General features: G+C 37.2%; 12 protein-coding genes and 2 riboswitches. Of the genes, 9 read left to right on the top strand and 3 right to left on the bottom strand.

Going from position 1 to position 13981, the window contains the following annotated elements:
- Window positions 1-5: 5 nt before the first annotated feature.
- Window positions 6-449 (top strand): ribosomal protein S18-alanine N-acetyltransferase, encoded by a 444-nt coding sequence (gene rimI, locus JFT89_RS01925; protein ID WP_002063534.1) that lies wholly within the window; start codon window positions 6-8, stop codon window positions 447-449.
- Window positions 449-1465 (top strand): tRNA (adenosine(37)-N6)-threonylcarbamoyltransferase complex transferase subunit TsaD, encoded by a 1017-nt coding sequence (tsaD, locus tag JFT89_RS01920; protein ID WP_002009991.1) that lies wholly within the window; start codon window positions 449-451, stop codon window positions 1463-1465. Before rimI ends, tsaD begins: the two co-directional genes overlap by 1 nt.
- Window positions 1466-1878: 413 nt before the next feature.
- On the opposite strand, the gene JFT89_RS01915 is transcribed toward tsaD, so the two are convergent.
- Window positions 1879-3801, bottom strand: coding sequence for an ABC-F family ATP-binding cassette domain-containing protein (locus JFT89_RS01915; RefSeq protein WP_221885604.1), 1923 nt, complete (start codon window positions 3799-3801; stop codon window positions 1879-1881).
- Between the two features lie 187 nt (window positions 3802-3988).
- On the opposite strand from JFT89_RS01915, the gene JFT89_RS01910 reads away from it, so the two are divergent.
- The gene (locus JFT89_RS01910; RefSeq protein ID WP_000372704.1) at window positions 3989-4618 is read left to right on the top strand and encodes a redox-sensing transcriptional repressor Rex; all 630 of its coding nucleotides are present in this window, start codon (window positions 3989-3991) and stop codon (window positions 4616-4618) included.
- Window positions 4619-4647: 29 nt separating this feature from the next.
- On the opposite strand, the gene JFT89_RS01905 is transcribed toward JFT89_RS01910, so the two are convergent.
- A complete protein-coding gene (locus JFT89_RS01905) occupies window positions 4648-4839 on the bottom strand; it encodes a YdiK family protein (protein ID WP_001246201.1) in 192 nt (63 codons plus the stop codon).
- A complete protein-coding gene (locus JFT89_RS01900; protein WP_002063533.1) occupies window positions 4836-5585 on the bottom strand; it encodes a CPBP family intramembrane glutamic endopeptidase in 750 nt (249 codons plus the stop codon). The genes JFT89_RS01905 and JFT89_RS01900 overlap by 4 nt, the downstream gene beginning before the upstream one ends.
- Window positions 5586-5987: 402 nt before the next feature.
- Between JFT89_RS01900 and groES the strand changes: the two genes are divergently transcribed.
- The 6 genes from groES to JFT89_RS01870 all read left to right on the top strand — a co-directional run bounded on the left by groES (window position 5988) and on the right by JFT89_RS01870 (window position 13938).
- Window positions 5988-6272 (top strand): co-chaperone GroES, encoded by a 285-nt coding sequence (groES, locus tag JFT89_RS01895; RefSeq protein ID WP_002009985.1) that lies wholly within the window; start codon window positions 5988-5990, stop codon window positions 6270-6272.
- A 37-nt stretch (window positions 6273-6309) separates the two neighbouring features.
- Window positions 6310-7947, top strand: a complete 1638-nt coding sequence (groL, locus tag JFT89_RS01890) for a chaperonin GroEL (RefSeq protein ID WP_002009984.1) — start codon at window positions 6310-6312, stop codon at window positions 7945-7947.
- A gap of 139 nt (window positions 7948-8086) precedes the next feature.
- A riboswitch (purine riboswitch) is annotated at window positions 8087-8188 on the top strand.
- A 164-nt stretch (window positions 8189-8352) separates the two neighbouring features.
- Complete coding sequence (gene guaA, locus JFT89_RS01885) at window positions 8353-9891, top strand: glutamine-hydrolyzing GMP synthase (RefSeq protein WP_133059584.1); 1539 nt, start codon at window positions 8353-8355, stop codon at window positions 9889-9891.
- A 155-nt stretch (window positions 9892-10046) separates the two neighbouring features.
- A riboswitch (purine riboswitch) is annotated at window positions 10047-10148 on the top strand.
- A gap of 128 nt (window positions 10149-10276) precedes the next feature.
- Entirely contained in the window at window positions 10277-11602 is a 1326-nt protein-coding gene (locus tag JFT89_RS01880; RefSeq protein ID WP_002124844.1) for an NCS2 family permease, read from the top strand.
- A gap of 145 nt (window positions 11603-11747) precedes the next feature.
- On the top strand, window positions 11748-12449 hold the full coding sequence (locus JFT89_RS01875) for a response regulator transcription factor (protein WP_201039403.1): 702 nt from the start codon (window positions 11748-11750) through the stop codon (window positions 12447-12449).
- Entirely contained in the window at window positions 12433-13938 is a 1506-nt protein-coding gene (locus JFT89_RS01870) for a sensor histidine kinase (protein WP_016095244.1), read from the top strand. Before JFT89_RS01875 ends, JFT89_RS01870 begins: the two co-directional genes overlap by 17 nt.
- Window positions 13939-13981: the final 43 nt, after the last annotated feature.

Raw genomic sequence — 13981 nt, 5'->3', positions numbered from 1 at the left:
AGAAGATGGATATGATATTTAGAAAGATGGCACTCGATGATATTGCTCAAATTGTAGCTATTGAAGAAGCATCTTTTTCAACCCCTTGGACTGCAGATGCCTTTCACCGTGAATTAGAGGTGAATGAACATGCACATTATGTCGTGCTAGAAAAAGATGGTCTCGTAATTGGATATTGTGGATTGTGGATAATTATTGATGAATCACATGTAACAAATATAGCTATCCTGCCGGAATACAGAGGTCAAAAGCTAGGGGATGCCTTATTAAAAGAGGTCATTTCCGAAGCGAAAGGTTTAGGAGTAAAAACAATGACACTTGAAGTACGCATGTCAAATGAAGTAGCAAAGCAGTTATACAGAAAATACGGATTTCAAAATGGTGGGATTCGTAAACGATACTATGCAGACAATCAGGAAGATGGTCTTGTAATGTGGGTGAATATATAATGGAAAAAAATACGATTATACTTGGTATTGAAACAAGCTGTGATGAAACAGCTGTAGCAGTTGTTAAAAATGGAACGGAAATCATTGCGAATGTCGTTGCATCGCAAATTGAAAGTCATAAGCGTTTTGGCGGAGTTGTACCAGAGATTGCATCCCGTCATCATGTAGAAGAAATCACAGTTGTGTTAGAAGAAGCTTTAAAAGAAGCGAATATCACTTTTGAGGATATTGATGCAATTGCTGTAACAGAAGGCCCAGGTTTAGTCGGAGCACTTTTAATAGGTGTAAATGCAGCGAAAGCTGTGGCTTTTGCTCATGATATCCCTCTAGTTGGTGTTCATCATATTGCTGGTCATATTTATGCGAATCGTTTAGTAAAAGAAGTACAATTCCCGTTACTATCGCTTGTTGTATCCGGTGGACATACGGAGCTTGTTTATATGAAAGAACATGGTTCATTTGAAGTGATTGGTGAAACGCGAGATGATGCGGCAGGAGAAGCTTACGATAAAGTAGCTCGTACATTATCAATGCCTTATCCAGGTGGTCCTCATATTGATCGCCTTGCGCATGAAGGAAAACCAACAATTGATTTGCCTCGTGCGTGGCTAGAACCTGATTCGTATGATTTCAGCTTTAGTGGATTGAAATCAGCAGTTATCAACACTGTGCATAACGCAAAACAGCGCGGTATAGAAATTGCACCAGAAGATTTAGCAGCAAGTTTCCAAGAAAGTGTAATAGATGTACTTGTAACGAAAGCGTCTCGTGCAGCAGATGCTTATAATGTAAAACAAGTGCTTCTTGCTGGTGGAGTAGCTGCTAATAAAGGGCTTCGTGCACGTTTAGCAGCAGAATTTGCACAAAAAGAAAATATAGAGCTAATTATTCCTCCTCTATCTTTATGCACAGATAATGCAGCGATGATTGCGGCTGCAGGTACAATTGCATACGAACAAGGAAAACGCGCTACATTAGCTTTAAATGCAAATCCAGGATTAGATATTGAAGCATAGTTATACACAAAATTAACCACAGCTTGTGGATAAAACCCGAATTATCTGTTGATAATTTGGGTTTTTTTGTGTACATAAAATGTGTATAACTTTTTATGTAGTTGTGGATAATGTGGAAAAGTTATTTGAAAGTTTATATTATAAAGGTGGATATGTGCATAACCTTGTGGATAACATAGAGGAAGTCTGACCTTTGAAGAAATTCTTTTTTGGGAAATAAAAAACAAAGAGATGTCCAAAAAACATTTTGAAACATCCTCCTCTTATTATATAAGGTGCTACTATTGTCAATCCTTGTCGAATCGTTTATATAATTTCATTTACTATGGTATTGATTCCAAAAAAGAAAATAAAAAGGAGGTCATCTCGTCAAAAAGCCCGACTTATGAGACATCCTCCTCTTTTAAATTCTCTTATATATGCAGTTCTTCCCATTCTGCCATACAAGCTTCAAGCTGTTCTTGCAGTGTTTGTTTTTTAGTTGTAATTTCACTAGCCTTTTCATAATCTGCATATATTTCTGGTAAGCAAAGCTGATCTTCTAACGTAGCAATTTCTTCTTCTAAGCCTACGATATTTTGTTCCAGTTCTTCAATTTTTCGAGTACGTTGACGCTCTAGCTGTTTACGTTCTTTTTCTTCGAGATAATTTAATTTTTCTTGTGCCACCACTTTTTGAACAGGTACTTCATCTTCTTGCTCTAGTTCCGCACGTTCAATCATTTCGTTTTTCTTTTCAACGTAATAATCATAATCACCTAAATATTCTTGTGCACCTTCTGTTGATAACTCAACAACGGTTGTCGTTACGCGATTAATAAAGTAGCGGTCATGAGAGACGAATAGAAGAGTACCTGGGTAATCAATTAAAGCATTCTCCAAAATCTCTTTACTATTTAAATCAAGATGGTTTGTTGGCTCATCGAGAATTAATAAATTGGATTTTTGCATCATAAGTTTTGCAAGAGCTAGTCGAGCCTTTTGTCCACCACTAAGAGAAGATACTGGTTTGAGTACATCATCCCCTGTGAATAAAAAGTTGCCTAGTATAGTGCGAATTTCTTTTTCAGGTTGCAGGGGATATTCATCCCATAATTCATTTAAAACTCGCTTCGAAGATGTTAAGTTGGCTTGTTCTTGATCATAATAACCAACAGATACGTTTGACCCGAAAGCAACGTTTCCATGTAATAGCTGTAACTTATTCACAATGGATTTTAATAATGTAGATTTTCCAATTCCGTTTGGCCCAACTAAGGCAACACTGTCACCGCGAGTTAAGCGCATATTTACATGTTCAATAATCGGTTCCTGATAATAGCCAATAGTTGCATCTTTCACTTGTAAAACATCATTTCCACTTTGTTTTTCAATATCGAAGTGGAAGGAAGCTGATTTAGAATCGCCTAATGGTCTAGTTAATACTTCCATTCTGTCTAATTGTTTACGGCGACTTTGAGCGCGTTTTGTCGTAGATGCACGAGCTATATTTTTTTGTACAAAGTCTTCCAATTTAGAAATTTCATCTTGTTGTTTTTCATAACGCTTCATCTCTTGCTCGTATAGAGCTGATTTTGAGTCTAAATATTTACTGTAGTTACCAACAAATCGTCGGCTTTCCTTATTAGAAATTTCGTATACTTGTGTAACGAGTTTATCTAGGAAATAACGGTCATGGGAAACGATTAAAATCGCGCCAGGATAGCCTTGTAAATATTGTTCAAGCCATGTTAGTGTCTCAATGTCCAAATGGTTTGTAGGTTCGTCTAAAATAAGTAAGTCTGGTCTAGTTAATAATAATTTCCCAAGAGCTAATCGAGTCTTTTGTCCACCACTTAATGTGGAAATTTTCGTCTGATGCGTTTCAACTGGGAAGCCAAGACCGCTTAAAATTGAGCGTATATCCGCTTCGTACTGATAGCCGCCTTGATCTTTATAATCTAATTGTAATTGGTCATAATCAGCTAATAATTTCTCATATATAGCCGCATTTGAAAAGTTTTCTTCTTTTCCCATCTCTTGCTCTAGCCTTCGAAGTTTTGTCTCCATCTGCTGCAAGTGTGTAAAGACGGTTAACATTTCATCCCAAATTGTTAAAGACGTTTCTAATCCGGTATTTTGAGCTAAATACCCCATTGAGACATCTTTCGGTTTTATAATTTCACCACCATCATGAGATAACTCGCCAGCCATTATTTTTAATAATGTAGATTTTCCGGCTCCATTTCGTCCGACTAATGCGATACGATCTTTTGTTTGTACTTCCAATTTTATGTTTGCAAGAATCGTTTCTGCACCGTATAATTTCGAAAGCCCATTCACTTGTAATAATATCAATGTTTTCACCTCAAATAATTTCTTAACTTTGCCATGTTTATATTTCTCAATCATACTAAAAATAGTGTATAGTTTAAAATAAAGAGAGAATACTTCTTCTCTTTATTATACAAGGAAATTCATGAGTACTAAACTTCTGTATTTGATTCAAGTATAAGAATAAAGATAGGAAGAGAGGAGAGGTTATATGGATCAGCAAAAAATTCCACAGGCCACTGCCAAACGATTGCCTCTATACTATCGATTTATCCAAAACTTATCTCTTTCTGGTAAGCAACGTGTTTCATCAGCCGAATTGAGTGAAGCGGTAAAGGTTGATTCCGCAACTATTCGAAGAGATTTTTCATATTTTGGAGCGTTAGGGAAAAAAGGATATGGATATAACGTAAATTATTTATTATCATTTTTCCGTGAAACACTCGACCAAGATGATATAACACGCGTGGCACTTATTGGAGTAGGTAATTTAGGGACCGCTTTCTTACATTATAATTTCACGAAAAACAATAATACAAAAATTGAAATGGCGTTTGATGTTAGTGAAGAGAAAGTTGGAACAGAAATCGGAGGCATTCCTGTATATCATTTGGATGAACTAGAAGAACGTTTATCAACTGATATACAAGTGGCAATATTAACGGTACCCGCTACAGTAGCGCAATCTGTGGCAGATAGATTGGCAGAAACGAACGTGCATGGTATTTTAAATTTCACACCAGCACGCTTAAATGTGTCAGAGAATATAAGAATTCATCACATTGATTTAGCTGTAGAGTTACAAACGCTTGTTTACTTTTTGAAGAATTATCCACAATAAAACGCAGAGGAGATGACCTCTGCGTTTTATTATTGTTTTTTCTTTGTGAATTTAACTAAGATAAGGCGAAGTGCCAAATTAAAATCAATTGTTGCCATAACTGCAAATAGTATTGTCCACATATTCCAGATTGTATCTGTTACGTTCGTAATGGCGAAGCGTGTAAAGATACATCCAAGAAGAAAGTACAATGCAGCCATGAACAATGGTGAGTTTCTCATACTAAAAATCCTCCGATAAAGCCTTGCATTTTTTCAGCTTCTTTAATCATTTCTTGAATTTGCTCATTGCTCATAAAAATTTGTCCAATAGCGACTAATGTATTCATTGCCACATGGGCTGCTATAGGAACGATAATGCGTTTCGTTTGTACATATAAGAAGGCGAATACGAGCCCCATAGAAGTGTATACCAATAAATGAGTAAAATCAAAATGAATTGCTGCGAATACTAGTGAACTAATGATAGCAGCAACAAAGAAATTGAATCTCTTATAAAGTGTGCCAAATAAAATTTTTCTAAATACGATTTCCTCTAAGATAGGTCCGATTATAGATACAACAATGAGGAACCAAGGTGTCGTTCTTGCAATTTCCATCAGCTTCATTGTATTTTCCGAACCTTGTTTAATTCCTAGTAGACGCATTTCGATCATACCGGCAATTATTTGGGAAGAGAAAGCTAAGAGAATACCGATTATAATCCAACCAACTGTAGCTGGGATCGTAACACGCATTTTATCTAAATGTCTGTCACGAATATCTATTCTAAGTAACCAAAGCACGATGCATAATGCAACAAAGAAGCTAATGATTGCCCAATGTCCCGTTATGATTTGACCTTTTTCCTCCATGGTAAATCCTCTATTATCATAGAGTCCTGTTTTTAGGAGTAGTGGTAAGCCAACAATTCCAGATAACTGCATTAAAATGTATGTAACGATAATCCACCAATATTGTTTCTTCAAATGGTTTAACCATCCTTTCTAACTCTAGTGTATGAGATAAGGTAGGATAACATGTAAATATGCTACCTACGATATAAACTTTCATTTGAATTATATTTTTTTTGTAAATAAGTATTTGAAAATAAAATAGGAGACAGGAAAAAGTTGTACGTTTAGCGAAAACAACTTAGGGTGTCTTTCATATTGTAACATACAAGAAGTGGGAACACCGATTCATATAGTAAAGGCAGTAGAAGAAGTAATGATATCTAGGAAAGTGCATAAAGTAATTTGCGAAAAAATTATGATTTTTTTACTTGCAAAAGAAATTGAGATTATTTATTATTAGAAGTGTGTTAGCACTCGTGTGACTTGAGTGCTAATAAATAAAATTTACATAACAAAATGAGGAGGTTATTGTTCATGCTAAAGCCATTAGGTGATCGCGTTGTAATTGAACTTGTTCAAGCAGAAGAAAAAACAGCAAGTGGTATTGTATTACCAGAAACTGCAAAAGAAAAACCACAAGAGGGTAAAGTTATTGCAGTAGGTACAGGCCGAGTGCTTGAAAATGGTGAGCGTGTTGCTTTAGAGGTAGCAGCAGGTGATCTTATCATCTTCTCAAAATATGCAGGTACTGAAGTGAAATACGAAGGTACAGACTACTTGATTTTACGTGAAAGTGACATTTTAGCAATTATCGGTTAATTATATACATTTTAAAAATCCAAGGGGGTCAATTATTATGGCAAAAGATATTAAATTTAGTGAAGAAGCACGTCGTTCGATGCTTCGCGGTGTCGACACTCTTGCAAACGCAGTAAAAGTAACGCTTGGACCAAAAGGTCGTAACGTTGTACTTGAGAAAAAATTCGGTTCACCACTTATTACAAATGACGGTGTAACAATCGCAAAAGAAATTGAATTAGAAGATGCATTCGAAAACATGGGTGCGAAATTAGTAGCAGAAGTTGCTAGCAAAACAAACGATGTAGCTGGTGACGGAACGACAACTGCAACTGTATTAGCGCAAGCTATGATTCGTGAAGGTCTTAAAAACGTAACAGCTGGTGCAAACCCAATGGGTCTTCGTAAAGGTATCGAAAAAGCTGTTACTGCTGCAATTGAAGAATTAAAAGCGATTTCTAAACCAATCGAAGGTAAATCTTCTATCGCACAAGTAGCTGCTATTTCTTCGGCTGACGAAGAAGTAGGTCAATTAATCGCTGAAGCAATGGAGCGCGTTGGTAACGACGGCGTTATTACTTTAGAAGAATCTAAAGGATTCACAACAGAATTAGACGTAGTAGAAGGTATGCAATTTGATCGTGGATATGCATCTCCTTACATGATTACTGATTCTGACAAAATGGAAGCAGTTCTTGATAACCCATACATTTTAATTACTGACAAAAAGATTTCTAACATCCAAGAAATCTTACCAGTATTAGAGCAAGTGGTACAACAAGGTAAACCACTTCTTATCATTGCTGAAGATGTAGAAGGCGAAGCGTTAGCTACATTAGTAGTGAACAAACTTCGTGGTACATTCAATGTAGTTGCTGTTAAAGCTCCTGGATTTGGTGACCGTCGTAAAGCAATGCTAGAAGATATCGCAATCTTAACTGGTGGCGAAGTAATCACTGAAGAATTAGGACGTGACTTAAAATCTGCTACAGTTGAATCTTTAGGACGTGCTGGTAAAATTGTTGTAACGAAAGAAAACACAACTGTAGTTGAAGGTATTGGAAATTCACAACAAATCGAAGCTCGCATCGGTCAAATCCGCGCGCAATTAGAAGAAACTACTTCTGAATTCGATCGTGAAAAATTACAAGAGCGTCTTGCTAAACTTGCGGGCGGTGTAGCAGTAATTAAAGTAGGTGCAGCAACTGAAACTGAGTTAAAAGAGCGCAAACTTCGCATTGAAGATGCACTTAACTCAACTCGTGCAGCAGTAGAAGAAGGTATCGTTGCAGGTGGTGGTACTTCACTTATGAACGTATACACAAAAGTAGCTTCTATCGTAGCTGAAGGCGACGAAGCAACAGGTATCAACATCGTACTTCGTGCACTAGAAGAGCCAGTTCGTCAAATCGCAATCAACGCTGGTCTAGAAGGATCTGTAGTTGTAGAGCGTCTAAAAGGCGAAAAAGTAGGCGTTGGTTTCAACGCAGCTACTGGCGAATGGGTTAACATGCTTGAGTCTGGTATCGTAGATCCAGCTAAAGTAACGCGTTCTGCACTTCAAAACGCAGCATCTGTTGCAGCTATGTTCTTAACAACTGAAGCTGTAGTTGCTGACAAGCCAGAACCAGCTGGTGCTGCTGGAATGCCTGACATGGGCGGCATGGGCATGGGCGGTATGGGCGGAATGATGTAATTCCGTTCTCCCGAAAAACATCCACTTCTATATAGAAGTGGATGTTTTTTTGTGTTTTTGAGAGCAGGAAATTAATTTCTGTAGAATTTTGTCGCTTTCTCTCTTGACCATACTGATACTTCATTGTTAGAATCTAGGGAGATAATATAAAACGATCCTTCATATATCCTCAATGATATGGTTTGAGAGTCTCTACCGGGTTACCGTAAACAACCTGACTATGAAGGCAGTGTGTCTTATATTTATAAAGAGCGGAGACTATCTTTCTTTATAAAGCCAGACCCCTGCCTTTTCTTTGTCATGAGACTAGAGGCGGAGGACTGGCTTTTTTTATTATATTGGTAATGCTTTTTGCTAAATTGGTGAAAATATTTATATACGAGAACTAACGTTGGGGTGATTATTTTGAAGAAGCAGCATGATACAATTATCGTTTTAGATTTTGGGAGTCAGTACAATCAGTTAATAGCACGTCGAATTCGTGAGTTCGGTGTATACAGTGAACTTCATCCGCATACAATTACTGCAGAAGAAATTAAAGCAATGAATCCAAAAGGGATTATTTTCTCTGGTGGACCAAATAGTGTATACGGTGAAGGTGCATTACATTGTGATGAAAAAATCTTTGAGCTAGGATTACCGATTTTCGGTATCTGTTACGGTATGCAGCTTATGACGCAACACTTCGGTGGTAAAGTAGAACGTGCCAACCACCGTGAGTATGGAAAAGCTGTTCTTAAAGTAGAGAACGAATCAAAATTATATGCGAACCTTCCAGAAGAGCAAGTTGTATGGATGAGCCATGGTGACTTAGTAACTGGTTTACCTGAAGGATTCGTAGTAGATGCAACAAGTGAGTCTTGTCCAATCGCTGGTATGAGCAATGAAGCGGAAAACTTATACGGTGTACAATTCCACCCAGAAGTACGTCACTCTGAGCACGGTAACGATTTAATTAAAAACTTCGTATTCGGCGTATGTGGTTGTTCTGAAGGATGGAACATGGAGAACTTTATCGAAGTAGAATTAGAAAAGATCCGTGAAACTGTTGGAGACAAAAAAGTACTATGCGCACTTAGCGGCGGTGTAGACTCTTCTGTTGTAGCAGTATTAATTCATAAGGCGATTGGTGACCAATTAACATGTATTTTCGTGGACCACGGTTTACTTCGTAAAGATGAAGCAGAAGGTGTTATGAAAACATTTAGCGAAGGCTTCCATATGAACGTTATTAAAGTGGATGCGAAAGAACGCTTCATGAACAAGTTAAAAGGTGTAGAAGATCCAGAACAAAAGCGTAAAATCATCGGTAATGAATTCATTTACGTATTTGATGATGAAGCTTCTAGATTAAAAGGAATGGACTTCCTAGCGCAAGGTACACTTTACACGGACATCGTTGAAAGTGGTACAGCAACTGCACAAACAATTAAATCTCACCATAACGTTGGTGGACTTCCAGAAGACATGCAGTTCAAATTAATTGAGCCTTTAAACACTTTATTTAAAGATGAAGTACGTGTATTAGGATCAGAATTAGGAATTCCTGATGAAATCGTATGGCGTCAACCGTTCCCAGGTCCAGGACTTGGTATTCGTGTATTAGGTGAAATTACAGAAGAGAAATTAGAAATCGTTCGTGAATCTGATGCGATTTTACGTGAAGAAATCCAAAAAGCAGGATTAGAACGTGAAGTTTGGCAATACTTCACTGCGCTTCCTGGTATGCGTAGTGTAGGTGTTATGGGTGACGAGCGTACTTACGATTACACAGTAGGTATCCGTGCAGTAACATCTATCGATGGTATGACAGCTGACTGGGCACGTATCCCTTGGGACGTATTAGAGAAAATCTCTGTACGTATCGTAAACGAAGTAAAACACGTTAACCGTATCGTGTATGATATAACGAGTAAGCCACCAGCAACTATTGAGTGGGAATAGTATTGTAATAAAAAAGATCCATCTATCGTTCATGTATAGATGGATTTTTTTGTTTTCACCCTTAATACGAACGAAAATATAAAAGTTTATAAAAACGTTCGTTTTTAAATTGACAAAACCACCTCATCGAGTTAATATGAGTATGTAATTCAAACGAAAAGTGAATATTATGCCGTCGTATAATATCGGGGATATGGCCCGAAAGTTTCTACCTAGCTACCGTAAATGGCTTGACTACGAGGCGTTTGTATAAAGATGAGGGGAAACTTGTCTTTGTTTATAGAACGCTTCCATGTATATGCAATGGGAGCCTTTTTTATTTTCATAAATAAAAGAGGGCTAGGGAGAATTACGGCGAGTAATCATATAACGGGGGAAACGTAGGATGAAACGCTATTTTCAGTTTGATGAGCTCGGTACGAATTATAAGACTGAGTTCATAGCAGGGTTAACGACATTTCTATCTATGGCTTACGTACTATTTGTCAATCCTGCTACGCTGTCGCTTGGAAATGTTAAAGGATTACCAGCAGGTACAGGAATGGATCCAGGTGCAGTATTCGTTGCTACAGCATTAGCAGCGGCGATTGGTTCGTTAATTATGGGGATATTTGCGAAGTATCCGATTGCTTTAGCGCCAGGTATGGGAATAAACGCGTTCTTTGCTTATACAGCGGTGTTAACGATGGGAATTCCGTGGCAAACGGCAATTGCTGGAACATTAATGTCAGGTATTATCTTTATTATTCTTACTGCTTCAGGTATTCGTGAAAAAATCATTAATGCAATTCCAGTAGAGTTAAAGTTTGCAGTAGCGGCGGGTATTGGATTATTCATTGCCTTCCTTGGATTCCAAAACGCTGGAATTATCGTAAAGAATGATGCTGTTCTTGTTGGGTTGGGGGACTTAACAAAGGGCACAACGTTACTAGCAATCTTCGGAGTTGTTACTACAATCATTTTCATGATTAAAAAAATAAATGGTGCAGTTTTCTACGGTATGATCCTTACGGCGATCTTAGGAGTAGCGACTGGATTAATTGATACACCAAAAGCTGTAGTGGGAGCAATACCGAGTCTAGAACCAACGTTCGGGGTAGCGTTAACTCACTTTGGAGACATTTTCACTGTTGAAATGGCGATTGTTATTATAACGTTCTTCTTTATCGATTTCTTTGATACAGCAGGTACGCTTGTAGCGGTTGCGAATCAAGCGGGATTAATGAAGAACAATAAATTGCCACGTGCAGGAAAAGCATTATTTGCAGATGCGGTTGCAACTGTAATTGGTGCGATCTTAGGTACATCAACAACAACGTCTTATATTGAATCTTCTGCAGGGGTAGCAGCGGGTGGACGTTCTGGATTTACAGCAGTTGTAACAGCAGGGTTCTTTTTACTGGCACTATTCTTCTCACCGCTATTAAGTGTTGTGACACCAGCTGTAACAGCGCCAGCATTAATTATTGTAGGAATCTTGATGGTTTCATCTTTAGGAGAAATTGATTGGAAGAAATTCGAGATTGCAGTACCAGCGTTCTTTACAATCATCTCTATGCCACTTACGTATAGTATCGCAACAGGAATCGCGATTGGATTTATCTTCTATCCAATTACAATGGTTGTGAGTGGCCGTCGTAAAGAGATTCATCCAATTATGTATGTTATGGGAGTTTTATTCGTACTATATTTCATCTACGTTCGTAAATAAAAGGGGTTTTTTGAAAGGTCTAGACTTAAGGGGAGTCTAGCCCTTTTTTGCGTCTTCAGAAAATCTTAAGGATTTCCGAGCGTTTTTCTTCAGAAGTTTTCCTATAATAGAAGTTAGGGATTAAAAAACTGATGGGGGAGATATTATGGCCGGAGAAACAATACTTGTCGTAGATGATGAAAAAGAAATTAGGAATCTTATTACAATTTATTTAAAGAACGAAGGATATAAAGTACTGCAAGCAGGGGACGGAGAAGAAGGGTTACGTATATTAGAAGAAAATGAAGTGCACTTAGTCGTATTAGATATTATGATGCCAAAAGTAGATGGTATTCATATGTGTATGAAAGTAAGGGAAGCGAAGGAAATGCCGATTATTATGCTATCGGCAAAAACGCAAGATATGGATAAAATTTTAGGATTAACAACAGGTGCAGATGATTACGTAACAAAACCGTTTAATCCGTTAGAGTTAATCGCAAGAATTAAATCTCAGCTACGTCGTTATATGAAAATGAATGGTTTTGCTATTCAAAATGAGGACGAGTTAGAAATTGGGAATATGGCAATAAACATTTCAACTCATAAAGTCATTGTAGAGGGAGAAGAAGTGAAGTTAACTCCAAGGGAATTTTCAATTTTAGAATTGCTAGCTCGTAATCCAGGTGTGGTCTTTAGTGCTGAGCAAATTTATGAAAAAGTTTGGAACGAAAGATCTTTCCAGTCTGATAACACTGTAATGGTACATATTCGAAAAGTACGTGAAAAGATTGAGGAGAATCCAAGGAAGCCGAGATATATAAAAACAGTATGGGGAGTGGGGTATAAGATTGAAAAAGATATTTAATCCATTTACTTATGTTAGGAAAGCTAGAACATTAGTGGAGAAATTAGTGAAGAGTGTACGGCGGAGTATAAGAATTCAACTGATTACTACTTTCGCAGCTTGTGCGTTATTAGGAGTTTTATCAACGAAAGCAGCAGCACCATTTTTTGAAAATGCAAATCGTGAGGCTACTATCGATTATCGAGCTGGTATGGAGCGAATTAATCAACAAGCTCAAAGTGCTGCAAATAGCTCAGTTCATGAAAATAAATTAGAAGCCATATCAAATATGATTGAAATAGAGAACCAAAATTTAGAGCAAGGATCTAGAGCTTTAAAGATATTGGTTACTGACGAAAGCGGGAAAGTTTTATATAAAACGAAGCAGGCACAAGAAGAGCAAATAGATTTGCATAATACGATTCGTAATGCAGCATCGTTTGCGATTAATTATACAAATGGTAGAGAAGTATTTGAAAGTACAAGAAAAGAGTTTATAGCTTTTTCACCTATTACTATAGAAGGAAAGAATTTGTACATGTTTGTTAGTGGAATTCCAGAGGGAGAAGTAATGTATGACACGCAAGAAGGGCCATTCCCGTTTTTAATTGGTGTGCTCGTATTCATTTTCTCTTTCTTCTATATAACAAAGAGAAAGATGAAGCAAATCGAAGCGATGGCACAAGGTGTGAAAGAAATAGAAAAAGGAAACTTGGCTTATCGTATTGAGAAGAAAGGTGAAGATGAGATTGCGTCTTTAACTGAGAATATTAATAATATGGCAGAAGAGCTTATGAATAATATAGAAAAGGAACGTAAATTAGAGAAGCAAAAGAATGAGCTTATTACGAATGTATCTCATGATTTGCGTACGCCGCTTACTTCTATTATGGGGTACTTACGATTACTTAGAGACTCTAAATATGAAAATAAAGAGCAACATGATGAGTATACTAAAATTGCTTTTGCAAAGTCGGAGCAGTTAAAGAATTTAATAGAAGATTTATTTGAGTATACGAAGTTAACAAATGAACAAGTTGTATTAGAAAAACAAGAAGTATGTGTAAATGAGTTGCTTGATCAATTAATAGAAGAGTTAGTACCACAGGCAGAAGAGCACGGGCTTTCATTTGTTAAAAAATTTCCTGAAGAACGTGCGCATGCAATGATTGACTCGGAAAAGATGGTCCGTGTATTCGACAACTTGCTAATGAATGCGATTAAGTATAGTAAAGATGATGGAGAGATAAAAGTTTCTCTGCAAAGACAGCGCAGGGATATACAAATTGTTATTGCAAATCATAGTGAAGAGTTTACGAGAGAAGAGTTAGGGAACTTGTTTGAACGGTTTTATAAGAAAGATCAATCTAGAAGTAGAGTAACAGAAGGTTCGGGGCTCGGATTAGCTATTGCGAAAAGCATTGTTGAGTTGCAAGGTGGTAGTATTCGAGCTGAGTATGAGGATGGGGTCGTTCAGTTCATCGTTTCATTACCAATTATAGAAAAATAATAAATGAATAGAATGTTATAGGATAAAAAGGCTTATTTTAAAA

Source organism: Bacillus sp. TH25, assembly GCF_016650935.1.
Lineage (GTDB): Bacteria > Bacillota > Bacilli > Bacillales > Bacillaceae_G > Bacillus_A > Bacillus_A mycoides.
This window is presented reverse-complemented; position numbering and strand designations above follow the sequence as displayed.